A 24,628-nucleotide genomic window follows, 5' to 3' on the forward strand; every position below is an offset into this window, starting at 1 on the left:
GGCGCGGACTCCCCGTGGCACGTTCCCTGCAACTGCAGGCAGCGGTCGACCTTTAGAAGAGCTGCCGGGGAAGGACACGCGATGAGCGGCAGGATACTCGTCGTCGACGACGACGAAGCGACGTGCGATCTGGTCGAAGCCCTCCTCAAGAGGCAGGAGTTCTCCGTCGCGGCGCGCACCTCGGCCAAGAGCGCGCTCGAGCTGGTGAGCGAGGACGATTTCGACGTCGTGTTGACCGACGTCGGCATGAGCGAGATGAGCGGTCTGGAGCTCTGCGAGCGCATCCTCGGCGCGCGCCCCGACATGCTCGTCATCGTCATGACGGCGCTCGGGAGCATGGAGACCGCCATCTCCTCCATGCGCGCCGGGGCGTTCGACTTCGTCACGAAGCCGCTCGACGCGAACCTCCTCGGCCTGACGGTCTCGCGCGCCGTCCAGCACAGGCGCCTCCGCTCGGAGGTGAAGCGCCTGCGCGAGGCGGCCCACGACGTCCAGCAGACCAAGGGCCTCGTCGGGCGCAGCCCTGCGATGAAGCGCGTCTACGATCTGATCGGGCGCGTCGCGCGGAGCGACGCCTCGGTCCTCGTGCACGGCGAGACGGGCACCGGCAAGGAGCTCATCGCCCGGGCGATCCACGAGGCCAGCGGCCGGTCCGGCCCCTTCGTGGCGGTCAACTGCGCCGCGGTGCCCCAGGCGCTCCTCGAGAGCGAGCTCTTCGGCCACGCGCGCGGCGCCTTCACCGACGCCAAGACCCAGCGCACCGGCCTGTTCCTGGAGGCCAGCGGCGGCACCATCTTCCTCGACGAGATCGGCGAGATGCCGCTCGAGGTCCAGCCGAAGCTGCTCCGCGCGCTGCAGGAGCGCAAGGTGCGGCCGGTGGGCTCGAACGCCGAGATCCCCTTCGACGCCCGCATCGTGACGGCCACGAACCGCGACCTCGAGACCGAGGTGTACGAGAAGCGGTTCCGCGAGGACCTCTACTACCGGGTCAACGTCGTGAAGATCGACCTGCCGCCCCTGCGGGAGCGCGGCACCGACGTGCTCCACCTCGCGATGCACTTCCTCGAGAAGTTCTCGTCCCGCAGCAGCAAGGGCGTGCTCGCGCTCTCGACCGCGGCCGCGGAGAAGCTCACGGCGTACAACTGGCCGGGCAACGTGCGCGAGCTCGAGAACAGCATCGAGCGCGCGGTGGCGCTGGCTCGCTTCGAGCAGATCACGGTCGAGGACCTGCCGGAGAAGGTCCAGGCCTACCGGCCCGACCGCTTCGTCGTCGCCGTCGATGAGCCGGCGGAGATCATGACGATGGACGAGCTCGAGAAGCGCTACATCAAGCGCGTGCTCGCGCTCGTCGGCGGCAACAAGTCGCGCGCCGCCCAGATGCTCGGGTTCGACCGGCGGACGCTCTACCGCAAGCTGGAGCGCTACGGGGAGCAGGACGGCTCGGGCGGGGACGAGGGCCCAGACAAGGCGGCCTCTTCGCCGGGCTCGGCGAGCTCCTCGTTGAGCTGAGGCGGGGCGCGAGGCGAGGCGTATCGAATGAGCGAAAAGGGGCTGTCCGACTCGATTTACAAGCTGTTCGCGCGCGCGGGGCACGACGTGCGCGGGCCCGCCGGGGTGGTGGCCACGGCGCTCAACGAGCTGGAGAGCGTCCTCGGGGGCGACGCCACCGCCCAGAACGCGGCGTACTTCACCATGGCGCGGCGGGGCGTGCGCCGCCTGCTGCGCCTCGCCGACCGCTACACCGCCGCGTCCGAGCTGTCGCGGCAGCTCGACGCCCCGGCGCAGCCGCTCGACCTCGAGGCGCTCGTCCAGAAGGCCGTCGCGGAGGCGTCGTTCGTCTACGGGCGGCGCGACGTCACGGTGGCGCTCGACCTCGCCCCCGTGCGCGGCGTCGCGCACGCCGCGTCGATGACCGCGGCGCTCTCGGACGCGCTCATGCTCGCCCTGAACGTCGCCCGCGCGCGGGTCGTCGTGGCGCTCGCGGCCCATGGGGATCGCGCGCGGGTGGTGCTGACGAGCGACTCGAGCGCGGCCTCGGTGGAGAAGCTCTTCGAGGCGGCGCTCGCGCCGGACGCGGATCCGCTCGCCGACGGCGGGCTGCCCGTCCGGGTGATCGACGGCGTGCTCAAGGCGCACGGCGGCGAGGCGCGGGCCGACCGCGTCGGCGCGGAGACGCAGATCACCCTGGAGTGGCCGCTGAACGCGGCCGATCGCAAGGCGGGGGCCTGATGAGCGCGGAGCTGCCGCAGGTGCTGGTGCTCGACGACGACGACGACACGGCGGCGCTGCTCGGCATGGCGCTCCGCCGCCGCGGCTTCCGCGTGCTCGTGGCGCGCACGTGCGACGAAGGGCGCTCGATGCTCGCCGGGAACGCGGTCGACGCCCTCGTGACGGACGTGTCGCTCCCCGACGGCAGCGGCGTCGAGCTGGTGGCGTCGCTCGCGGACAGGCCACGGGCGGTGATCGTGGTGAGCGGGTTCGGCGGGGACGACGATCGCGAGAAGAGCCGGGCGGCCGGCGCTCACGCGCACATGGTCAAGCCCATCGACGTGGCCCGGCTCGTGGCCACGCTCAACGAGCTGATCGGGCGGCCCAGCTGAGCGGGCCGCCGGCTCGCCTCACTTGTCGACCGACGCGTAGAACGAGACGCCCCGCCGGTTCTCGTCGAGGCGGAGCGGGTGCTGCAGCGCCGGCAGCGCGCGCTGGGCGCAGTCGAGGCGCTCGCACGTCCGGCACGTGACGCCGACGGGCACGGCCGCGCCGATGTTGTCCAGGTCGATCCCGTCGGCATAGACGAGCTCGCGGGCATAGCGGACGTCGCAGCCCATGCCGATCGACTGCACCGTGTGGGGGACGTGGTAGCCGCCGCGGTCGCTGCGCACGGTGCGCGCGATGCAGAAGTAGACGGCGCCGTCCGGCATCTGCGAGAGCTGGATCCGGATCATGCCGGGCGTCATCAGGGCGGCGTGGACGTTCCAGCGGGGACACGCGCCGCTGAACCGCGCGAACCGTATGCCGGAGCCGCTGAAGCGCTTCGAGATGTTGCCCGCGATGTCGATGCGGACCATGTGCATCGGCACCCCCTCGGCGCCCGGGCGGCGGAGCGTCGTCAGCCGGTGGCACACCTGCTCGAAGCTCGTGCCGAACCGGTGCGCGAGGAGCTCGATGTCGTAGCGCTCGGCGCGCGCCGCCTCCAGGAACGGCTGGTACGGCATGAGGATGGCGGCGGCGAAGTAGTTGGCCAGCGCGACGCGGGCGAGCGCGCGGGACTCCGGGGTCGTGAGGTTCTCGTCGCGCAGGATGCGGTCGATGGCCGTCGATTGCGTCAGGAGGCCGAGCTGGTGCGCGAGCTGGAACCTGCGGCTCCGGGGCGGCAGCACCTCGGAGATGCTCAGCACGCGCCTGTCGGGGTCGAACCGCCGCATCGCCTGGCGCTCGTCCGCGACCCGGACGATGCGCACCTCGATGCCGCGCGTCGCGTGGAGGTACCGGACGAGGCCGCGGTAGACGTCGTCCGCGTCGAGCTCCGCCTCGCGCCAGAGCGCCTCGGCGCCTTCCTCGAGCTCCGCGAAATGGTTCATCCGGCGCTGGATGAGATCGCTGACCTCCTCGGACGGTAGCCGCGAGTTGTCGACCCCGACGAACCCGTCCCCCGCCAGCCGCTCTCCCAGCGTATCCAGCGATTCGCGTGTCGTCGCGTAGGTCCGGTAGAGCGTGAGCACCGCGCGCGCGACGTTCGGGGACGCCGCGACGAGCTCGCGCAGATCCGCGTTCGTCAGCCCGTGGCTCTCGAAGATAGGGTCGCCGAACACCTCGTGGAGATCGGCCGTGAGCCGGACGTCCTCTTCCGACGCGAAGTTCTGGAGGTCGAGCTGGAATATCTGGGCGAGCCGGATGAGCAGCGGCGCAGTCAGCGGACGCCGGTTGTTCTCTATCAAGTTCAGATAGCTCGCCGAGACACCGAGGCGCTCCGCCAGATCGACCTGCGTCATGTGCTCGCGACGCCGGAGCGCGCGGACCTTGGCTCCGAGAAGAGGTGCATCGGCCATGGGGACCCTCCCGACGTGACCAGGACAACCTGGATGAAATGTAGGCGCAGCTCGCCTGGTGGAAATTTACAATAGTTTACACGTTAACAAGCTGTAAAGCCCTTTCGTCTACATCGTTATCCGCCTGCATTTCAGAGCGAAGTTGACGCTGAAACCTCGTCGACAAACATAGGTTGCTTGTAACGACGCGCAGCGTTGCAGGAGATGTGGATGAGCCAGAATCATGAGACCGCAAGCGTTCGCTTGCTCGCTCCTCGGGTCGGGGGCGACGAGTCCGTCCTCACGCCAGAGGCCCTTCGCTTTCTCTCCGGTCTTGGGCGCAAGTTCGCTGACCGGGTACCCGCCCTGCTCGCCCGGCGGCGCGCCGTGCAAGAGCGGCTGGACGCGGGCGAGCGGTTCGATTTTCTCCCCGAGACGCGCGATGTGCGCGAGGGCGACTGGACCGTGGCGCCGCTGCCCGACGACCTCCTCGACCGGCGCGTGGAGATCACGGGGCCGGTCGATCCCAAGATGATCATCAACGCGCTGAACTCGGGCGCGAGCGTGTTCATGGCCGATTTCGAGGACGCCACGTCGCCCACGTGGAAGAACCTCATCGAGGGGCAAGCGGCGCTGCGGCTCGCGGCGCGGCGCGAGCTCCGTCACGACGACCCGGCGACCGGCAAGCGTTACGCCCTCGGAGACAGGCTGGCGACGCTGCTCGTGCGCCCGCGCGGCTGGCATCTCCCGGAGAAGCACGTCGAGCTCGACGGCAAGCCGCTGCCGGGCGGGCTCTTCGATTTCGGACTCTATTTCTTCCACAACGCGCGTGAGCTCGTCCGCCGCGGTACCGGGCCTTACTTCTATCTGCCGAAGATGGAGAGTCACCTGGAGGCGCGCCTCTGGAACGACGTCTTCGTGTTCGCGCAAGAGGCGCTCGGCCTCCCCATCGGCACGATCAAGGCCACGGTCCTCATCGAGACGCTGCCCGCGGCGTTCGAGATGGACGAGATCCTCCACGAGCTGCGGCAGCACTCGGCCGGCCTCAACTGCGGTCGCTGGGACTACATCTTCAGCTTCATCAAGAAGCTCCGGAACGACCCTGCCTGCGTGATGCCGGACCGCTCGCAGGTGACGATGGAGCAGCATTTCCTGCGCTCGTACACGCAGCTGCTCGTGAAGACGTGCCACCGCCGCGGCGTCCACGCGATGGGCGGCATGGCGGCGCAGATCCCGATCAAGAGCGACCCCGAGGCGAACCGCGCGGCGCTCGACAAGGTGCGCGCCGACAAGCTGCGCGAGGTGAAGGACGGACACGACGGCACCTGGGTCGCGCACCCGGGGCTCGTGCCGCTCGCGCGCGAGGTGTTCGACGCGCACATGCCGGCTGCGAACCAGATCGAGCGCAAGCGCGAGGACGTCCGCGTCTCGGCGGCCGACCTGCTGCGCGTCCCGGAGGGCGCGCGCACCGAGGCCGGCCTGCGCCACAACATCCGGGTCGGCGTCCAGTACCTCGAGGCGTGGATCAGCGGCCTCGGCTGCGTCCCGCTCTACAACCTGATGGAGGACGCGGCCACCGCGGAGATCTCCCGCACCCAGGTCTGGCAATGGATCCGCCACGGGGCGACGCTCGACGACGGCCTGCCGCTCACCGTGGAGCGCTTCCGCGCGGCGGTGGACAGCGAGATGGCCGCGCTCCGCGGCGCGCTCGGCCCGGCGCGCTTCGACGGCGGCCGCTTCGCCGAGGCGCGCGCGCTGTTCGAGCGGCTGTCGATCGGAGAGACCTTCGAGGAGTTCCTCACGCTGCCTGCTTACGAGCTCTTGATCTCCAGCGCCGGAGAGCAGCGCTCGTGACGCCCGGCGCGCTTCGTTTGACGTCGACACAGCGGCCGCTGCCGCCCCCAACCCCAACGCACTAGGAGCCCAGTCATGTCCGCTGCTTTCCCGCTGAACACGCCGATCTCCGCCGACTCGCTGCACGCGCCGCCGAGCGACACCGTCCCGGGCCGGTGGAGCGGCGTCGTCCGCCCGTACTCCGAGGCGGACGTCGCGCGCCTCCGCGGCACCGTCCGTATCGACTACACGCTCGCGACCCTCGGCGCCAAGCGGCTCTGGAACCTGATGCACGCCGAGCCCTACGTGGCGGCGCTCGGCGCTCTCACCGGCAACCAGGCGATGCAGCAGGTCCGGGCCGGGCTCAAGGCCATCTACCTGAGCGGGTGGCAGGTGGCGGCCGACAACAACGAGGCCGGGACGATGTACCCCGACCAGAGCCTGTACCCGGCGAACAGCGTCCCGACGCTCGTGCGCCGCATCAACCAGGCGCTCCTCCGCGCCGACCAGATCGAGAACGCCGAGGGCAAGGCGGGGCGCTACTGGCTCGCGCCCATCATGGCCGACGCGGAGGCGGGCTTCGGCGGGCCGCTCAACGCGTTCGAGCTGATGAAGGCCATGATCGAGGCGGGCGCCTCGGGCGTTCACTTCGAGGACCAGCTCGCCTCCGAGAAGAAGTGCGGGCACATGGGCGGCAAGGTCCTCGTCCCGACCAGCCAGTTCATCCGCACCCTGATCGCGGCCCGCCTCGCCAGCGACGTCATGGGCGTGCCGACCGTCCTCGTGGCCCGCACGGACGCCGACAGCGCCAAGCTGATCACGTCCGACGTCGATCCGCGCGACAAGCCGTTCGTCACGGGGGAGCGCACGCCCGAGGGCTTCTTCGTGCTGAAGGGCGGCCTCGAGGCGGCCATCGCGCGCGGGCTCGCGTACGCGCCCTACGCGGACCTCGTCTGGTGCGAGACGTCGACGCCGGATCTCGATCAGGCGAAGCGCTTCGCGGAGGGGATCCACAAGCAGTTCCCGGGCAAGCTGCTCGCCTACAACTGTTCGCCTTCGTTCAACTGGAAGAAGCACCTCGACGACGCGACGATCGCCCGGTTCCAGCGCGAGCTCGGCGCGATGGGGTACAAGTTCCAGTTCGTGACCCTCGCCGGGTTCCACTCGCTGAATCACAGCATGTTCGAGCTCGCCCGCCAGTACCAGCGCCGGGGGATGGCGGCGTACTCCGAGCTCCAGCAGGCCGAGTTCGCCGGCGAGCAGTTCGGCTACAGCGCGACCCGCCACCAGCGCGAGGTCGGGACGGGCTACTTCGACGAGGTCGCCCAGGTGATCTCGGGCGGCGCTGCGTCCACGCTGGCCCTCCACGAGTCAACCGAGGCCGCCCAGTTCTGAGCGCCCGCGCGGGCGTGCGCCGTCCGTCGCGCCCGCCCGCGCCTGTCCGCCGCGGCGCCGCCCGCGCGGCGCCGGCCCGCCGCCGCCCCGGGTAACCCGCCGGCCCCGTCCGCGCGGCGTCTCTTCCGCGCCGCGTCTCTGCCCGGTCTGCCCGCGGGCCCCGGCCGCGCCTCTCCCTCCTCTCCTCGTGAATCCTCGCGAAGCGCCCGTCCTTGCGGGCTCCGCGCCGGGCGGACGCCGTCTCCGCGGTGGCCCGGCGGGTGCCGTTTGAGTAGGCTCGGCGCGGGCGGCGCCGCCCGAGCCGAGGTGAAAAGAGCTGTGACAACGCAGAGCCCCAGAGCGAGCGACGCTGACAGCAGCGTCGCCGCGTCCAACTTCATCCGCAACATCATCGCCGAGGACCTCGCCGCCGGCAGGCACACGCGGGTCGTGACCCGGTTCCCGCCCGAGCCGAACGGCTACCTGCACATCGGACATGCGAAGTCGATCCTGCTCAATTTCGGGCTGGCGGCGGACTTCGGGGGCGCGTGTCACATGCGCTTCGACGACACGAACCCGGCCGCCGAGGACATGGAGTACGTGGAGTCGATCCTGCGGGACGTGCGCTGGCTCGGCGGCGACTGGGGCGACAAGCTCTTCTTCGCGTCGGACTACTTCGAGCGGCTCTACGCCTTCGCGGTGGAGCTCATCCAGAAGGGCAGCGCCTACGTGTGCAGCCTGAGCGAGGCAGAGACCCGCGAGCTCCGCGGCACCGTCACGGAGCCCGGTCGGGAGAGCCCCTACAGGAACAGGTCCGTTGCGGAGAGCCTGGATCTCTTCGCCCGGATGAGAGCAGGGGAGTTCCCGGAGGGCGCGCACGTGCTCAGGGCCAAGATCGACATGGCCGCTCCCAACATGAAGATGCGCGATCCGCCGATCTACCGCATCAAGCGCGCGCGCCACTACCGGACGGGCGACGCGTGGTGCGTCTACCCGCTCTACGACTTCGCTCACAGCCTCTCCGACGCGATCGAGGGGATCACCCACTCGATCTGCACGCTGGAGTTCGAGAACAACCGGGAGCTGTACGACTGGATCATCGAGCACCTCGACGTCCCGTCCCGCCCCCGCCAGTACGAGTTCGCTCGGCTCAACCTGAGCTACACGGTGATGAGCAAGCGAAAGCTGCTCGCGCTCGTGAAGGGCGGGCTGGTGACGGGCTGGGACGACCCGCGCATGCCCACCATCGCCGGCCTCCGGCGCCGCGGGGTGACGCCCGAGGCCATCCGCTCGTTCTGCGAGGAGATCGGCGTCGCCAAGACGAACAGCATGGTGGACATCGCCAAGTTCGAGTCGTGCGTCCGCGACGATCTGAACCTGCGCGCCCCGCGCGTCATGGCGGTGCTGCGCCCCCTGCGGGTCGTCCTCGAGAACTACCCCGAGGGGCAGGTCGAGGAGATCGACGCGCCCTACTGGCCCGAGGACGTGCCGAGGGAAGGCTCCCGCAAGGTCCCCCTGTCCCGGGTGCTCTACATCGAGCGCGACGACTTCCTCGAGGACCCCCCCAAGAAGTGGTTCCGGCTCGCGCCCGGGCAGCAGGTGAGGCTCCGCTACGCCGGGTTCATCACCTGTCGCGACGTGGTGAGAGACGAGGCGACAGGAGAGGTCGTCGAGCTCCGCTGCACGTACGATCGCCCCACGAAGAGCGGTGAGGCGCCCGACGGCCGCAAGCCGAAGGGGACGTTGCACTGGGTCTCGGCCGCCCACGCGCTCACCGCCGAGGTCCGGCTCTACGACCGGCTCTTCGCGGTCGAGCGGCCCGACGCGGTCGACGAAGGAAAGGATTTTCTGGAGAACTTGAATCCTGGTTCGCTGGTTGTCCTGAGCGGGTGTCAGGTGGAGCCGAGCCTGTCCACGGTCGCGAAGGGGAGCCATGTGCAGTTCGAGCGCCAGGGGTTCTTCTTCGTGGACCCCGTCGACTCCGCGCCCGGCGCGCCCGTCTTCAACCGCACGGTGGCGCTCAAGGACTCGTGGTCGAGGCTCTCGGCCGAGAAGCCCGCCCGGGCCCCTGGGCCCGCGCCCGAGGGCCCGGCCGCGAAGGCGCCGCCGCCGGAGCCCCGGCGCGAGCGCGCGCCCTTCGAGGAGCGCCTCGCGCGGCTCGACCCGGCGCGGGCCGAGAGGGCCAGACACCTCATCGATACACGTGGGATACCGGGCGATGACGCGGTGGTCCTGGCCGACGACGACGGCCTCCTCCGGCTCTTCGAGGAGACGGTCGCCGTGCACGACAACCCCCGGGGCGCCGCCAACTGGGTCATCCACTCGGTCGCCCGGGAGCTGAAGGACAGGAAGACAGGCGACCTCCCCGTCTCGGGTGCGCAGCTCGGCGAGCTCCTGGCGCTGATCGATGACGGGACGATTTCCGGAAAGATCGCGAAAGATGTCCTCGCTGAGATAATGCAGCAGGGCGGTAGTCCGAAGGCGATCGTCGCGCAGAGAGGGCTCCGGCAGGTCGCCGACGAGGGCGCCCTGGAGCGCATCGTCGACCAGATCATCGCCGGCCATCCAGGCGAGGTTTCCCGCTTCCGCGCGGGGAATTCGAAGCTGATCGGGTTCTTCGTCGGCCAGGTCATGAAGGCCTCCGGCGGCAAGGCGAACCCCGACCTGGTCAATACGCTGCTGGCCAGGAAGCTGGCGTAAATCTCCCACCCACGCGCTGTTTCGCTTCCCCCCCGACGCGGGGTGCGCCCGAGTGCTGCGCTCTGCGTTATCCCACTCCCGGCACCTGACTAGGTGTTGCGTGTCGTGGAGGTGTGCAGAAACATGTCCAGCAAAATCTCCATAAATCAATTGAACTTGATAGCTGGAGTGGTGTAAATCTGATTGGTACTATGGAATCTGCACGCCAGTTCGCTCTCCTCGCTTGCGTGGCGGTGTCGTTCTCGCAGGCTGCTTGCGTCGCGTCTGCCGAGCTCGAAGGGGACGATGAGGCGGTGGAGGAGGTCCAGCAGGCGGCCATAACGGTCAACGCGCTGACCGTCAACGCGCTGACCGTCAATGCGCTGACCGTCAACGCGCTGACCGTCAATGCGCTCACCGTCAACGCGCTGACCGTCAATTCGTTGATGGGTAATTCGCTGATGAGAGACGCGCTCCGTACTCCCGAGTCGAGGGAGCTCCTCAGCTTCATCGTGGGCTGCGCGCTCCCCGAGGACGCCCGCCTCGACGTCAAGGTCGATGGGGTGCCCTACAGCTTCGCGGGGGATCTCGGCCTCGCGCCCGAGTGGGGCACGAAGCGCGGCTCGTGTGATGAAGACTGCCAGGAGTGGGTCTCCGCGTGCCTGCTCGCGCGCGTGAACTACCGGGGCGAACACGTCATGATCTCGCTCCGCGGACAGCACGAAGCGCTCTCGTCCACGAAGCGGGAGCGGTCGAGGTACGACGCGGCGGAGGCGACCTACTTCGGCAACGTCTTCCAGAAGCCGCAGCGCCTCTTCGCCTGCCTCGCGCCGGGCAAGAGGCAGATCCCGCGCGTCTGCGGGCCCTCGATTGCCAGTTGCCCGATCGACGTCGTGGGCGAATGTGAGGACGTGTGCGATGGGCCGAGGTCGGACGGCAGCTTCTTGAACTGCCGCGATAGTGAGCCGCTCGACCTTCCGTGCGGTCCCCGCGTCTTTCCGCGCGGCACCGACCGCTACAAGGCTTCGGTGTCCGTCTTCCTCGAGTAGCATCGGGCGGCGTGGATTCAGGCGCCGTCCTCGCGAACCGCTTCGTCGTCGGGCAGCAGGTTGCGGCCGGGGGGATGGGGACGGTCTATCGCGCGCACGACCGCCTCGACGACCGCCCGGTCGCCCTCAAGGTCCTGCACAGCCGCGAGGCCTTCGACGTCGAGCGGTTCGAGCGCGAGTCGCAGATCCTCGCCGAGCTGAGCCACCCGGGGATCGTGCGGTACGTGGCGCACGGGGGGACCGGCGCCGGGGACCACTACCTCGCGATGGAGTGGCTGGAGGGCGAGGACCTGGCGGCGTGCCTCGCGCGCCGGCAGCTCGCGCTCGCCGAGAGCCTGGCGGTGCTGCGCAGGACCGCGGACGCGCTCGCCTTCGCGCACTCGCGCGGGATCATCCACCGCGACGTCAAGCCGAGCAACATCTTCCTCGTCGCCGGCGACGTCGGCCAGCTCAGGCTCGTCGACTTCGGGATCGCGCGCCCGGACGGGGAGTCGCGGCGGCTCACCTACACGGGCGGGATCCTCGGGACCCCGGGGTACATCGCGCCCGAGCAGATCGAGGGCGGGGGCGCCCTCGACGCGCGGGCGGACGTGTTCTCGCTCGCGTGCGTCTTTTACGAGTGCATCGCCGGCCGCCCGGCCTTCGAGGGGGCGCACGTCATGGCGGCGCTCGCCAAGCTCCTGTTCCAGACGACGCCCCGGCTGCGCGAGGTCCGCGCGGACGTCCCGGAGCCGCTGGAGCAGCTCATGGACCGGATGATGGCGAAGAACCCCGAGGACCGGCCGCGCGACTGCGGCGACGTCGGGGTCGAGCTCGCGCAGATCGCGGAGGTGCTCGACACCTGGGCGACGCCGCGGCCCGCCACGCTGGCCTCCCCGAAAGACGCGACCATGCGCTCGGCGCGGCCCGATGGCTTCCTCACGCGCAGCGAGCAGCGGCTCGTGTCCCTCGTGCTCGCCGGTGAGCCGGACGACGTGCAGATGAGCGTCGCGGCGGCCGGCGGCGTGCCGAGCGCCTCGGACGTCTCGAGCGTGCTGCAGGAGCTCTCGAGCGAGGGCCCGGGCTCCGCGGTGCCGCGCTCGGAGGTGCGGGCCGCGGTGGAGCCCTACGGCGCCCACATCACGGAGATCTCGCGCGGCTCGCTCATCGCGATCCTCGCCGGCGCCGGGAGCGCGGTGGACCGGGCCGAGCGGGCGGCGCGGTGCGCGCTCGCGCTGCGCGCGCGGTTCCCCGGCATCCCGCTCGCCGTCGCCACGGGGCGCGGGGTGTCGTCGGCGAAGCTCATCGAGGGCGACGTCATCGACCGGGGGGTGCGCGCGCTGCGGGCCGCGCACGCGGGGGCGGTCCGGCTCGACGACGTGACGGCCAGCGTTGTCGGCGGCCGGCTCAAGGTGGAGACCGACGAGAACGGGCCGTTCCTCGCGACCGAGACGGCGGCCGACGAGAGCGTCCCCGTGCTCCTCGGCAAGCCGAGCGTCTGGGTCGGCCGCATCCGCGAGCTGTCCATGCTGGAGGGCGTGTTCTCCGGGTGCGTGAGCGAGTCGCTGGCGAGCGCGGTGCTCATGATCGGCGCGGCGGGGTCCGGGAAGTCGCGGCTCCGCCTGGAGTTCCTGACCCGGGTGCGGCGCCAGTTCGGGTCGGTGGAGATCCTCTCCGGGCGGGCCGAGTCGATGGCCGCGGGGTCCCCGTTCGGCCTCATCGCCGACGCGATCCACAAGGCGGCGGGGATGCGCGAGGGCGAGCCGGTGGAGGCCCGGCGGCGCAAGCTGACGCGCCGGCTCGGGCGCCACCTGAGCGGCGAGGCGCTGAGCCGGATCGCGGCCTTCCTGGGCGAGCTCTCGCGGACGCCGTTCCCCGACGGCGAGACGAGCGGGCTGCGCGCGGCGCGCGACAACGCGATGCTCATGGCCGACGCGACGCGCGCGGCGTGGGAGGACTGGCTCGCCGCCGAGTGCGCGGCGCAGCCGGTGCTGCTCGTGCTCGAGGACCTGCACTTCGGCGATCCGGCGACCGTGCGCCTCATCGATCAGACGCTCCGGAACCTCCGGGACCTGCCCCTCATGCTGCTCGCGCTGGCCCGGCCCGAGGTGAGCAAGCAGTTCCCCGGGCTGTGGACCGACCGGGAGGTGCAGACGATCAAGCTCGGGCCGCTGCCCGCCAAGGCGAGCGAGCGCATGGTGCGGAGCGCGCTCGGCGAGGACACGCCCGCGGAGACGGTGGCCCGGGTCGTGGACCGGGCCGACGGCAACCCGTTCTACCTGGAGGAGCTCATCCGCGCGGTCGCGACGGGCAAGGGGGACGTGCTGCCCGACTCGGTGCTCGGCACGGTCGAGGCGCGGCTCGACGCCGAGGGGCACGAGGCGAAGCGCGTGCTGCGGGCCGCGAGCATCTTCGGCGACCGCTTCTCGAAGCTCGCGGTGGCGGCGCTGCTCGGCGGCGCGACGCGCGTGAAGGAGACCGAGACGTGGCTCGACGCGCTCGCGGCGCGGGAGCTCATCGCGCCGGTCTCGACGCCGGGGTGGCTCATCCCGACGGACTACGTGTTCCGCCACGCGATCGTGCGCGAGGCCGCGTACGCGATGCTGACGGAGCCGGACCGCGCCCTCGGCCACAAGCTGGCCGGCGAGTGGCTCGAGCGCAGCGGGCACACCGACGCGATGGCGCTCGCGGAGCACTTCCGCCGCGGCGGCGAGCCGGGGCGCGCGGTGCGGTGGTACCGGAGGGCCGCGGAGCAGGCGCTCGAGGCGAACGATCTGGCGAGCGCGCTCGCGCGCGCCGAGATGGGCGTCCAGTGCGGGGCGGCCGACGAGGAGCTCGGGCGGCTGCGGCTCGTGGAGGCGGAGATCGCCCTGTGGCAGCAGGAGACGGCGCTCGCCGTGCAGCGCGGCACCGAGGCGGCGGGCCTCGTGCGGACCGGGAGCTCGCCGTGGTTCCGCGCCATCGGGCAGGTGATCATCGCGGAGGGGAAGCTCGGCCACTTCGACCGCGTCGAGGCCTGGGCGACGCGGGCGGCCGAGGCGGCCGGCGCGATCAGCGCGCGGATCATGTGCCTGTGCGAGGCCGCGATGTACCTGATCTTCGGCGGTCGCTACACGGCGGCCGACGCGCTGATCCGGATGCTCGAGGCGGCCGCGAGCGAGCCCGCCGGGCTGGAGCCGCAGGCGGCGGGGCAATACCAGCAGGCGCGCGCGGTCCGGGCGCACACGAGGGGCGACATCGGGGCCGCGCTGAGCGGGTTCACGGCGGCGAGCGCGGCGTTCGAGCAGGCCGGCGACCGCCGGAACGCCTGCGCGGCGCGCTCGAACCTGGGCTTCTTGTACGGCGAGCTCGGCGACTTCGAGGGGGCCGAGTCGGAGCTCCGGACGGCGCTGGCCGGGGCGCAGCGCATGGGCCTCGACGACCTGGAGACGGCCGCGCTCCAGAACCTCGGCTACGTCATCGCCCACCTGGGGCAGCTCGAGGAGGCGAAGAGCCTCGAGCTGCGCGCCGCCGCGGCGTTCCAGCAGCAGGGCGACCGGCGCATGGAGGGCGTGACGCTGACGTACATGGCGAAGATCATGCTCCTGTCGGGCGATCCCGTGGCCGCCGAGCGCGAGGCGCGCGCCGCGGTCGAGGCGCTGGTCGTGGCGCCTCCGCTGCGCGCCGCCGCCGTGGCCGTGCTCTCGCGCGCGCTGCTCGCGCAGGGCCGCCCGGAGGAGGCGCTGCCGGCCGCGCGCGAGGCGTTCGTGCAGCTCGAGGAGGCGGGCTCGCTCGAGGAGGGCGAGGCGCTCGTGCGGCTCGCCTACGCCGAGGCGCTCGCGGCGGCGGGCGCCGCGCGCGAGGCGGCGGAGGCGCTCGCCGTCGCGCGCCAGCACCTGCTCGACCGCGCGGCGAAGATCAGCGACGCGTCCTTTCGCGAGCGGTTCTTGACGTGTGTGCCCGACAACGCGAGGACCCTCGCGCTCGCCGCCGCCGGGTGACACGCCGCGGGGCGGCGGCGCCCCGGCGGCCTGCCTACGCCGGCTGCGTCGGCTGATCCAGGGCGGCCTCCGCCGCCTCGCGCTCGGCGATGGCGGCGGCGTGGCGGCGCAGCCGGTCGCCCATCACGTTCGGGATGCGCGCTGAGGCCTCGAGCGCGGCCGAGAGCGCGCCGCGCGCGGCGGCGAGCCGGCCGCGGCGCAGCGCGGTCACCGCGCGGATCTCGAGGACCTCGATGTGCTCCTGGCCCACGGAGCTCTGGGCCGAGCGGTCCACGAGCGCGTCCCACGCCGCGTCGTCCGCGGCGCCCCTGTCCTGCGTGGCCAGATCGATCATGGCGCAGAGCACCTCCTCCGAGGGGACCATCAGCGCGTCGGCCTGGCCCTCGTCGCGGGCGCGCTCCTGCATCTCGCGCATCTGCTCGAACCGCGCCCGCGCCTCGGCCTGCTCGCCGCAAAAGAAGAGGAACCGGGTCTTGAGGAGCAAGGCGACAGGCCGGCACGCCCCGCAGAGCCGGTGCCGCTCGATCTCGAGCGCGCGATCGATGTGCGGCCTCGCCGCCGCGAGGTCGTCCATGAGGTAGAGGTACTCGCCGAGGTTGTACTCGCCGACCCGCTCCAGCCCGCTCTGGCCGAGGTCGCGCGCGAGCGCGAGCACCCGCTCGAGGTCGGCGATCATCCGGGCCTTGTCGCCGCGGCACGCCCAGAGGAGCGCGCGGTTGTTCGTCACGGAGCCGAGGTGGAGCGTGTCGTGGTGCGCCTCGCAGAGCGCGATCGCCCGGCCGAGCGCGTCCTCGGCGTCGTCGAGCCGGCCGAGCCCCTGGAGGACGAAGCCGAGCATGAGCAGCGAGATGACGAGCGTCTCGTACCCCTCGTCGCCGAGCGAGGCGGCCGACGCCGCGGCGCGCTCGAGCGCGGCGGCCGCCTCTTCCTCCCGGCTGAAGCGGTGGAGCGTGCGCCCGGCGCCGAGCGCGAGGCGCGCGGTGAGCGCCGGCGACAGCGTGATCTCCTCGGCGAGCACGCCCGCCTCCTCGACGCGCTCCTCGGAGCTCTTGAACTCGTCCATCCAGTCGAGCGCCGTGGCCTCGTCGAGCAGGATGTCGATCTGCGCCCGGATGTCGTCGCGCGCCCGCGCGATGGCCCGCGCGCTCGCGAAATCGGCGAGGGCGTCGTGGTAGCGGCCCAGGCGGTAGCGCATGAGGCCGCGGCCCCGGTGCGCGGCCGCGCGGTCGGGGCGCACCCCGCCCGGCGCGCGGCGGCTGGGCGGGCCTCCGCCCGGGGCCGTCGGCTCGATCGGCTGCTCCAGGGCGCGGCTGTAGAGCGTCTCCGCGTCGAGGTAGGCGTGCCGGGCGCGCGCGCGCTCCGCCAGGGTGAGGTAGGCGATCTCCGCGATCTCGCCGAGGCCCGCCTGGGCGGCGTGGTACGCGAACGGGATGAGGCGATCGTTCTTGAGGTGCGGCGCGTCGCGCTCGCCGGCCTCGTCGCTCGCGGCGTCGCGGTGCAGCTTGAAGGCCGCGAGGTGGACGCGCCGGCGGAGCGGCTCGGGCGCGCCGCGGGCCACCGCCTCGCGGACCAGCGCGTGGCGGAAGCCGATGCGGCCCCGCCGGTCCTGGACGAGGAGGCCCGCGGCGATCAGGCGCTTCACGGCGACCGCGGCGTCGAGCGGGAGGTCGTCGGCCTCGCCGTGCTCGTCGAGCCGGTGGAGCACGCCGGCCACCTCGGCGACCGCGACGTCGGGGCCGAGCAGCGCGATGAGCCGCGCGTGCGCCTGCAGCGCGGGCGGGAGCGCGTCGATCTCGCCGAGCGCGAGCCAGTCGAGGAGCGGCATGTCGGGGAGACGATCGAGCTCGTCGGTGGCGAGATACCACGCGTCGCCCCGCGGGTGCCGGCGCACGACGCCCCCCCGCTTGAGGCCGCGCACGAGCTCGATGAGCAGGAGCGGGACGCCCTGCGCGCGCTCGACGAGGTGCGCGACCGCGGGCTCGGGCACGTCCTCCGCGGGCAGGAGCAGCCGCCGGCAGAGGGCGATCGCGCTCTCGCGATCGAGCGCCTCGAGGCGGTAGGTCTCGCGGCGCGCGGCGCGCTCGCCGAAGGAGGGGCGCGCGCTCTCGAAGCTCGGCCGCCCGAACGCGCAGATGAAGAGCGGCGCCTGCGCCTCGGCGAGCGCCGCGTACTCGAGCGCGGCGAGCGCCGCGTCGTCGGCCACGTGCGCGTCGTCGAGCACCACGAAGAGCGGCGTCCGGCGCGATCGCCGGCGGAGGGCCTCGCCGGCGGCCACGGAGAGCGCGGCGCGGAGCGCGCCGGGCGCCGCGGAGAGCGCGCGGAGCTCCGGGTAACGCTCCTCGGCGAGTGGGTCGTCGCTGATCCAGCCGAGCGCGAGCGCCACGGCGGCCCCGAGCCGCGCCTGCTGCGCGCCCGCGAGGCGGCGCCGGAGGAGCGCGCTGCCGCCGTCCGCCGGAGGGGACGACGGCAGCGCGAGCGCCCGCTGCAGGATCTCCCGGACGACGCGATCGGCCCCGCCCGCGACCGGCTCGCCGGTCCGGAGCTCGATCACCTCGGCGCGCCCCTCGATCGCGCGCAGCCGCTGCGCGAGCGCGCCGGCGAGGCGGCTCTTGCCGTGGCCGGCCACGCCGATGACGCTGGCGATGGTGGGCGTCGCGGTCGCCACGGCGTCGCGCGCGCCCGCGACCAGCGCGTCGAGCACGTCGCTCCGGCCGAACAGCGGCTGGGAGCTCGAGTCGAACGCGGTGTCGGCGTCGGGCAGGGCGGCGGCCAGCCCGGGCTGGCCGGAGGCCGGCCCTGGCGGGGGGAGGCCGTCGCCCGGGGCCTGGGAGGCGTCGTCGCCGAGCGCCGCCGCGGCCGCCGGCGACAGGGTGAGGCCCGGAGGGCCGCCCGCCGCGAGCCGATCCTCGCGGTGGAAGAGCGGGCTCAGGAACCGCCGCGTGCCGTCGGGCCGCGGCTGGACGGACACGGTCGCGAGGTCGAGCAGCCCGCGGGAGAGGACGCGCTGCTGCTCGAGCTCGCGGCCGGCGTGCGCCGCGCGGCGCAGCGGGCTCGCGCCGTCCGCGTGATCGAAGACGGCGACGAAGCGGCCGCCCGCGGCGTGGGCGAGCTCGCCGCCCAGGGCGCTGAGCCTCCGCTGGAGGGCCACGACGTCGAGCTCGGCCTCGAAGAAGAGGAGCGCGACGGCGCGCCGCTCGACGCTGCGGGCGCTCGGCGGCGGCGGATCGGTGGTGGGGCCCCTGACGCGCGAGGGGCGGCGCTCCTGGCCGCGCTCGAAGCTCTCCAGGGCGGCGCCGAGCGCCGCGGCGCTCGCGAAGCGCTGGCCCCTGTCCTTCGCGAGGCACCGGAGCACCACCTCCTCGAGCGAGCGCGAGATCGGCGCGATCAGGGAGGGCCGCGGGGGGCGGCGGCCGAGGTGGTCCTGCCGCACGAGGGCGGGAGGTCCCCAGAAGGGCGGCTTGCCGGTGAGCAGCTCGAACAGCACGGCGCCGAGGGCGTACACGTCCGCGCGCGCGTCGACGTCGCCGCGGCCGTCGCACTGCTCGGGGGCCATGTACTCGGCGGTGCCGGGCGCGTCGCTCTCGGCGGTGATGCGGGGCGACGGCTCGCGGTGCCCCGCGGCGAGGCCGAGATCGATGATGGTGGCGCGGTGCCCGCCGTCTCCGGCGCGCGCGGCGAGCGGCGCGCCGGCGACGAAGATGTTCTCCGGCTTGACGTCGCGGTGCACGTAGCCGCGCGCGTGGATCGCCTCGAGGGCCCGGAGCGCGGCGCGCGCGAGGGCGCACGCCTCGCGCGCCGGCATCGGCACGGCGACCCCGCGCGCCACGAGGCGGTCGGCGAGCGTGGGGCCGTCGAGGTACTCCATGACGAAGTACGGCGTGCCCGAGGCGAGCTGGCCGCACCCGTAGACGGCGGGCACGTGGGGCGGCCCGACGTCGTAGAGGGCCCGCATCTCCTTGACGAGGCGCGCGCTCGCGTCCGGCTGGTCGGCGCGCGCGACCTTGATCGCCACGGTCGGGCCGCCCTCCTCGGGCTCGGCCGCGAACACGGCCCCGAACCCGCCTGCGCCGGCGAGCCGGACGCCTCGGTAGCCTTCGATGCTGGGCAGCGCGGTCGCGCTCAGCCAGCTGCCGCTGGGCTCGTCCGCGCCGGGCTCGGGGCTCGCCTGCCGCACCACGGGGCCGTGCTCCGGACACCCCGGATCCGCGTGCGCGACGCGCCTGCCACACTCCTTGCACCGCGCGGTGGGCGCGGTGGGCGCCCCGGAGCGAGCCGCGCTTCCGCCTCGACGAGCATCGGGCAACATGGGGGCCTCATGGCAGGAACGTCGTAATCACCGCGGGCCACGACTCGCCTCGATCGTCGGTGCAGCTCGGGCGATGGCCGCCGGCCGCGCTGAGCGCGTCACACGCGAGATCGCATGAGCCCACGATGTGAATGTTCGGGCATTCTCGGACGCCCCCTCCGGGCTCCGCGAGCCCCGCGGCGCAGTCCCTGCTGAGGGCCCGAGAGCTCTCCACGTTGGATTCTTTGTAGCAGGCATAGAGGCGGGGCGGGGTCGCGAACAGATCGCCCCAGAAGGCGCCTTCCTCCACCGGATACGACTCGACCTCGCTCGCGTCCGGGTGCCTGAGGGCGAGGTGCGCCGCGCGCGACGAGATCATCACGGAGATGCCGGCCCGGTTGGCGCGCGACGCCACGCAGGCCGAGACCCACTGCTCCCGGGACTCGCTCAGCGGCGCGATGGCCCAGCTCGCCGCGAGCCCGAGGTAACCCGGGTAGACCTCCTCGCGCAGCTCGCCGCGCTCGTCCCGCCACGAGAACCTGAACGATTGCGACGGGGTCAGCGCGCAGCCGACGATGTATTGAAGGAGCTGCCTGGACATCGCGCCGAGCTCCCCTGGGCGGGTGATGGCGGCGCGGACCGCCGCCGAGATGGCGTTCGAGGCGAGTCTGTTCGGGGCGAGCGCAACCGGGTTGAGGGCGTTCGGGTTGAGGGCGTTCGGGTTGAGGGCGTTCGGGTTGAGGGCGTTCGGGTTCAGCGCGTTGTGATTCACGAGCGCACTTGAGACCTCGTCGACCGACCCCCACTCCGCGGGAAATCCGTCGCTGCCACCGCAGCACGGCACTGAAGCCAACAGAAATGTGTGTGCGCACAGCGCTCGGATTCGCCTCTTCATCTGTCCCCCTCCGCGCCCGTTCTGCTAGCAGATGGAATAGGCTACCGTAAGGATAACGATGGATTTACTGTACCACTTGGCGAAGCGACGTGTAGCGCCAACCCGGCCGTCTGGCGCGGAGAAAATCCTCGCTCGGGTGAGTCCTTAGTCGCATCGGGGGGGTTATGACGATGGATGCTTTGGCGACACGAGATAACGAGACACGGGCATTTTCACTGGAGGAGAGGTCCTTTTCCCGAGGTGAGCTGCCGTGCGGCACGCGGGCGGGTGCGTACGGCATTGTGTCGCCCATCGCCCGGGGCGGATGTGGCGCCGTGTACGAGGCAATTCACCTCCAGACCGGCGCGCGTGTGGCGATGAAGGTGCTCCACGGGACGCTCGCCGCGTCGCCGAAGATGGTGAAGCGCTTCCTGCGCGAGATCGAGGTGGTGCGGCTGCTCAATCACCCCGGGATCGTCGAGATTCATGACGCCGGCGAGCTCGCGGACGGCCGGCCGTTTTATGTGATGGAGCACCTCGACGGGGTGACGCTCGACGTGCTCCTCCGGCAGGAGGGGCGGCTCTCGCCGGAGCAGGCGCTCGAGCTTCTCGAGCCGGTCTGCTCGGCGCTCGACGCGGCGCACGCGGCCGGGATCATCCACCGCGACGTGAAGGGCAGCAACATCTTCGTCTCGCGGGGCGCCCCGCGGGCGGTCAAGCTCCTCGATTTCGGGATCGCCAAGCTGATGGAGCCGGACGAGGGGGCGAGCGGCTTCACCACGGCGGGGAGGGCGCCTGGCACCCTCACGATCATGGCGCCCGAGCAGATCCTCGGCGGCGTCCTCGACGCGCGCGTGGACGTGTATGCGCTCGGCGTCCTCTTGCACAGGCTCCTCACGGGCAAGCTCCCGTTCTACTCGCCGGACGCGACCGAGCTGCTCCGGCAGCACCTGGAGGAGCCCGCGCCGCGCCCGAGCCGGCGGACCCCGCTGCCGCCCGCGCTCGACGCGGTGGTGCTGCGCTGCATGGAGAAGCAGCCGGAGCACCGCTATCCTTCGGTGAAGAGCTTCCTCTACACGCTGCGCGAGGCGGTCGGCGAGCCGACGTCGGGGCGGAGCAGCATGCCGGAGCTCCAGACCGACGCGATCGCGATCTACCTCGATCTCCGGGTGCGCACCGACGCCGACGATCTCGACGACGCGCTCGCCGAGGAGCTCGGCCTCGTGCTCGACCTCGCGGAGGAGCGCCTCCGGGACGCCGGGCTCACGCTCGTCTCCGTGACCGGCAGCGAGATCCTCGCCGTGCGCCTCCTCTCCAGCGAGCTGCGCGAGTCGCTGCTGGAGCGCGCGGCGGTGATCGAGATCGCCGCCTCGCTCCACGAGGAGATCGCCCTGAGGAGCGGCCCGGACACGCGCGTGCACACGAACCTGTGCCTGCACGCCGGGCAGGTCGTTGTGCGCTCGGCGAACCACCCGGAGATCATCGGCGGCGACCTGGCCCGGGTCGGGGCGTGGGCGCCCGTCGACGCGGTGCACGCGCTCTGCGCGACGGAGGCGGCGGTCCGCGGGATCGGCGGACTCGAGCTCTCCGCGGGGCCGCCCGGGCTCCTGCTGATCGGCGAGCTCTCCGGGCACTGCTCCTCGCCGGCGCCGACGCTGCGGTGCCGCGCGCTCTGACGCAGAGGACGCGGAGGGCGCGCGGCCAGCGCGCGCCCCGCAGCGCCGCGCGCGCCGCGCCCCCGCGACGCGCGATGTCAGGCCGGCGACGGGCGCGCGCTCGGCGTGGACCCCCTGGCGGACTCGGGAGCTCCCGGAGTCGATATGACGACGCAAAAACGAGCGAGGGGCGATTGCCGCTCCACGATAGGTGCCATTATAAGGGCCGCCCGCGGGTCGCTCGACCTCTCGCCCGCGCCCCGCCGCTCCGGAAAGCTCTCATGTCCATACGCCTCCAGCAAGCACTCCAGACCCTCCTTCATTCCGCCCCTCTCCTTCGCGACGCATCGAGCAGCGGTAACGTCCGTGTGCTCGCCTCGCTCCTCGGGCCCGCCTTCCGCGGCTTCGTCCAGCGGCGGGGCAAGGGCGTGGTCTCGACCGATATCTCGGTTGGATACGAGGCCAGCTTTAACTGGAGTTACGGGCGGGACGACCCCGACATGGGGAGGCTCTACCACCTCGCCAAGACGTCCCAGTGGAACGCTGCGACAGACCTCGACTGGTCGCGGAGCGTCGACTGGCTCGACCCGGCAATGCCGCTCTTGCCCGACAGCTGGATGCCGCCGTCCAAGCTGCCCGCCTGGGGCAGGCTCTCCGAGCGGGAGCGCGCGACGCAGCGCCACGGGCTGCTCTCCTGGATGCTGAGCCAGTTCCTGCACGGCGAGCAGGGCGCCTTGTTCGCGGCGTCGCAGATCACGGAGTGCGTGCCGTCGCTCGACGCGAAGCTCTACGGGAGCACGCAGGTCGCCGACGAGGGGCGCCACGTCGAGGTGTTCCACGCCTACCTGACGCAGAAGCTGGAGAAGCTCTACGAGATCAACGACAACCTCTATGTCGTCATCGACGCGATCATGAGCGACAGCCGGTGGGACATGAAGTTCCTCGGCATGCAGATCATGATCGAGGGCCTGGCGCTCGGCGCGTTCGGCTCGATTCGACAGGTGACGGGCGAGCCGCTCCTCAAGGACGTCCTCCGGTCGGTGATCACCGACGAGGCGCGCCACGTCCACTACGGGGTGCTCGCGCTGAGCAGGTTCTACCGGGAGGGCATCGACGAGCGGGCGCGGAGGGAGCGTGAGGACTGGGCGTTCGACCTGTCGGTGCTCCTGCGCAACCGCTTCCTGGCGCACGAGTTCTATGACGAGTTCTACGCTCACCGCATGACGCGCTGCGCGTGGGACGAGCTCATGCTCAAGAGCGACCTGATGGGGTTCTTCCGCCGGACGATGTTCCGGCGGATCGTGCCGAACCTGAAGCGGATCGGCCTTCTGTCCGCGCGGATGCGGCCGCGCTACGCCTCGCTCGGCCTGCTCGAGTACGAGCACGGGCGGGCGGCGAGCGAGCTGACGGCCAAGGAGCTGCTCGACGACGCGTGAGGCGAGGGCGGCCGAGGGCGGCCGAGGGCGAACGACGCGGACGCCCGCGCCGGCCCCGGGGCGAGATCAGCAGGTGGACCGGGCGCAGGTCGAGAGCTCGACGCCGCACCGCTTCTGGATGCAGGCGAAGTCGCCGTTGCAGGCGGCGAGCGACCTGAAGGCGCACGAGAGGACCTGATCGGCGAAAAACTGGGCGTTGGGGCAGCCCCGCGACATGCAGCTGGAGACGCACGCGACGCTGAATTCCGGCGGCGTCCGGTCCCTGTCGATGCACCGGGCGGCGCAGGTGACCACCTCCTGGCAGTCCACGGGGTCGCACGCGCCGCAGTCCTGGGGACAGAGGCCGCAGGTCTCGAAGCTCTCGCAGACGCCGTTCGAGCACACCGAGCACACGCCGCAGTCGCGCCGGCAGGACGCGCACGTCTCCGTCCCCGAGCAGATGCCGTCGCCGCACGTGGCGCAGGCGCCGCAGTCGTCCGGGCAAGAGAAGCAGCTCTCGATCCCGCCGTTGCACACGCCGTTGCCGCAGGCCTCGCAGACGCCGCAGTCGGGGGCGCACGAGCGGCAGTCCTCCCGCGGCGAGCAGACGCCGTCGCCGCAGCCCTGGCAGACGCCGCAGTCGCCCGCGCACGTCGCGCACGTCTCGGCGCCGCTGCACACGCCGTCGCCGCAGTTCGGGCACACGCCGCAGTCGCCCGGGCACGTCGAGCACGACTCGCTCGCCCGATCGCAGGCGGCGTCGCCGCAGCGCGGACAGAGGCCGCAGTCCTCGGCGCAGCTGCCGCAGTCCTCCGCGCCGTTGCAGGCGCCGTCGCCGCACGCCGGGCCCTGGCACGGGCCGCAGTCGCTCGCGCAGCTCGAGCACGTCTCTGTCCCCGAGCAGGCGCCGTCGCCGCACCCCTGGCCCTGGCACGGGCCGCAGTCGGGGGCGCAGGAGCGGCAGTCCTCCGCGCCGTTGCAGGCGCCGTCGCCGCACGCCGGGGCCGGGGGCTCGGCGCCGGACGAGCTGTCGTACTCCCACGTCTCGGTGCGGCCGCAGCCCGCCCCGAGCGAGGCCCCCGCGAGGGCGAGGAGCGCGGACCAGGCGAAGGCGCGCGAGGAGAGGAAGCCAGGGCGATGCCGCCCGGACCGCAGCAGGAAGCTCAGCCGGCTTGTGGTACCCATACGATCAGCCCCGGGGACACGAGAGGTCGGGTTGTCAGAAGGAGCGGGACCGGCTCGCGGGCTGCAGCGGCGCCGCGATGAGCCGTCCACGGGAACGCGCGCGGACGGAACATACATGGAGACGGCCCGCGGATGGCGCCAAAGCACAGGCGCGCCGGCGCTGGAGCCGCGGGGCGGGGGCGCATGCGCGACCGAGCGGCACAAAATAAAAGAGGGCGGCGCCTCCGGAGAGGCGTCGCCCAAAGCGCTCCGCAGTGCGCGCTTCACCCAGGAAGCGACGCGCCGCGCAGAG

The 24,628-nt window shown here is 72.3% G+C and carries 14 protein-coding genes; 10 read left to right on the forward strand and 4 right to left on the reverse strand.

Features of this window, described 5'->3' with window-relative positions:
* The first annotated feature begins 81 nt into the window (after positions 1 to 81).
* The 3 genes from WMF45_RS48525 to WMF45_RS48535 are packed head-to-tail and all read left to right on the forward strand — an operon-like array spanning position 82 to position 2,600.
* On the forward strand, positions 82 to 1,509 hold the full coding sequence (locus tag WMF45_RS48525; protein WP_437713921.1) for a sigma-54-dependent transcriptional regulator: 1,428 nt from the start codon (positions 82 to 84) through the stop codon (positions 1,507 to 1,509).
* A gap of 27 nt (positions 1,510 to 1,536) precedes the next feature.
* Positions 1,537 to 2,229 carry a histidine kinase gene (locus tag WMF45_RS48530; protein WP_437713923.1) on the forward strand — a complete coding sequence of 231 codons (693 nt, stop codon included), beginning with the start codon at positions 1,537 to 1,539 and terminating at the stop codon, positions 2,227 to 2,229.
* Positions 2,229 to 2,600, forward strand: a complete 372-nt coding sequence (locus WMF45_RS48535; protein ID WP_437713925.1) for a response regulator — start codon at positions 2,229 to 2,231, stop codon at positions 2,598 to 2,600. The genes WMF45_RS48530 and WMF45_RS48535 overlap by 1 nt, the downstream gene beginning before the upstream one ends.
* A gap of 18 nt (positions 2,601 to 2,618) precedes the next feature.
* On the opposite strand, the gene WMF45_RS48540 is transcribed toward WMF45_RS48535, so the two are convergent.
* The gene (locus WMF45_RS48540; RefSeq protein WP_437713927.1) at positions 2,619 to 4,049 is read right to left on the reverse strand and encodes a helix-turn-helix domain-containing protein; all 1,431 of its coding nucleotides are present in this window, start codon (positions 4,047 to 4,049) and stop codon (positions 2,619 to 2,621) included.
* Positions 4,050 to 4,259: 210 nt separating this feature from the next.
* Between WMF45_RS48540 and aceB the strand changes: the two genes are divergently transcribed.
* The 5 genes from aceB to WMF45_RS48565 all read left to right on the forward strand — a co-directional run bounded on the left by aceB (position 4,260) and on the right by WMF45_RS48565 (position 14,922).
* Positions 4,260 to 5,882 carry a malate synthase A gene (gene aceB, locus WMF45_RS48545; protein ID WP_437713928.1) on the forward strand — a complete coding sequence of 541 codons (1,623 nt, stop codon included), beginning with the start codon at positions 4,260 to 4,262 and terminating at the stop codon, positions 5,880 to 5,882.
* A 75-nt stretch (positions 5,883 to 5,957) separates the two neighbouring features.
* On the forward strand, positions 5,958 to 7,256 hold the full coding sequence (gene aceA, locus WMF45_RS48550) for an isocitrate lyase (protein ID WP_012241336.1): 1,299 nt from the start codon (positions 5,958 to 5,960) through the stop codon (positions 7,254 to 7,256).
* Positions 7,257 to 7,574: 318 nt separating this feature from the next.
* Positions 7,575 to 9,935, forward strand: a complete 2,361-nt coding sequence (locus WMF45_RS48555) for a glutamine--tRNA ligase/YqeY domain fusion protein (RefSeq protein ID WP_437713931.1) — start codon at positions 7,575 to 7,577, stop codon at positions 9,933 to 9,935.
* Positions 9,936 to 10,162: 227 nt separating this feature from the next.
* The gene (locus tag WMF45_RS48560) at positions 10,163 to 10,963 is read left to right on the forward strand and encodes a hypothetical protein (protein ID WP_437713933.1); all 801 of its coding nucleotides are present in this window, start codon (positions 10,163 to 10,165) and stop codon (positions 10,961 to 10,963) included.
* A gap of 11 nt (positions 10,964 to 10,974) precedes the next feature.
* On the forward strand, positions 10,975 to 14,922 hold the full coding sequence (locus WMF45_RS48565) for a serine/threonine-protein kinase (protein ID WP_437713935.1): 3,948 nt from the start codon (positions 10,975 to 10,977) through the stop codon (positions 14,920 to 14,922).
* A gap of 34 nt (positions 14,923 to 14,956) precedes the next feature.
* Here WMF45_RS48565 and WMF45_RS48570 read toward each other — a convergent pair whose 3' ends face one another.
* Both WMF45_RS48570 and WMF45_RS48575 read right to left on the reverse strand, forming a co-directional pair.
* Positions 14,957 to 19,228, reverse strand: a complete 4,272-nt coding sequence (locus WMF45_RS48570) for a serine/threonine-protein kinase (protein ID WP_437713937.1) — start codon at positions 19,226 to 19,228, stop codon at positions 14,957 to 14,959.
* Between the two features lie 7 nt (positions 19,229 to 19,235).
* Positions 19,236 to 19,979, reverse strand: coding sequence for a hypothetical protein (locus tag WMF45_RS48575; RefSeq protein ID WP_437713939.1), 744 nt, complete (start codon positions 19,977 to 19,979; stop codon positions 19,236 to 19,238).
* A 293-nt stretch (positions 19,980 to 20,272) separates the two neighbouring features.
* Between WMF45_RS48575 and WMF45_RS48580 the strand changes: the two genes are divergently transcribed.
* Together WMF45_RS48580 and WMF45_RS48585 are read left to right on the forward strand one after the other, a co-directional pair.
* The gene (locus tag WMF45_RS48580) at positions 20,273 to 21,757 is read left to right on the forward strand and encodes a serine/threonine-protein kinase (RefSeq protein ID WP_437713941.1); all 1,485 of its coding nucleotides are present in this window, start codon (positions 20,273 to 20,275) and stop codon (positions 21,755 to 21,757) included.
* Between the two features lie 347 nt (positions 21,758 to 22,104).
* A complete protein-coding gene (locus WMF45_RS48585) occupies positions 22,105 to 23,172 on the forward strand; it encodes a ferritin-like domain-containing protein (RefSeq protein ID WP_437713943.1) in 1,068 nt (355 codons plus the stop codon).
* Positions 23,173 to 23,238: 66 nt separating this feature from the next.
* Here WMF45_RS48585 and WMF45_RS48590 read toward each other — a convergent pair whose 3' ends face one another.
* A complete protein-coding gene (locus WMF45_RS48590; protein WP_437713945.1) occupies positions 23,239 to 24,336 on the reverse strand; it encodes a hypothetical protein in 1,098 nt (365 codons plus the stop codon).
* Between the last annotated feature and the right edge of the window lie 292 nt (positions 24,337 to 24,628).

This window comes from Sorangium sp. So ce448 (assembly GCF_051520915.1).
In the GTDB taxonomy this organism is placed as follows: domain Bacteria; phylum Myxococcota_A; class Polyangia; order Polyangiales; family Polyangiaceae; genus Sorangium; species Sorangium cellulosum_B.

Excerpts from the sequence above, each read along its gene's own strand:
- WMF45_RS48525 (WP_437713921.1), top strand. The coding sequence starts at position 82 with ATGAGCGGCAGGATACTCGTCGTCGACGACGACGAAGCGACGTGCGAT.
- WMF45_RS48530 (WP_437713923.1), top strand. The coding sequence starts at position 1,537 with ATGAGCGAAAAGGGGCTGTCCGACTCGATTTACAAGCTGTTCGCGCGC.
- WMF45_RS48535 (WP_437713925.1), top strand. The coding sequence starts at position 2,229 with ATGAGCGCGGAGCTGCCGCAGGTGCTGGTGCTCGACGACGACGACGAC.
- WMF45_RS48540 (WP_437713927.1), bottom strand. The coding sequence starts at position 4,049 with ATGGCCGATGCACCTCTTCTCGGAGCCAAGGTCCGCGCGCTCCGGCGT.
- aceB (WP_437713928.1), top strand. The coding sequence starts at position 4,260 with ATGAGCCAGAATCATGAGACCGCAAGCGTTCGCTTGCTCGCTCCTCGG.
- aceA (WP_012241336.1), top strand. The coding sequence starts at position 5,958 with ATGTCCGCTGCTTTCCCGCTGAACACGCCGATCTCCGCCGACTCGCTG.
- WMF45_RS48570 (WP_437713937.1), bottom strand. The coding sequence starts at position 19,228 with ATGTTGCCCGATGCTCGTCGAGGCGGAAGCGCGGCTCGCTCCGGGGCG.
- WMF45_RS48580 (WP_437713941.1), top strand. The coding sequence starts at position 20,273 with ATGGATGCTTTGGCGACACGAGATAACGAGACACGGGCATTTTCACTG.
- WMF45_RS48590 (WP_437713945.1), bottom strand. The coding sequence starts at position 24,336 with ATGGGTACCACAAGCCGGCTGAGCTTCCTGCTGCGGTCCGGGCGGCAT.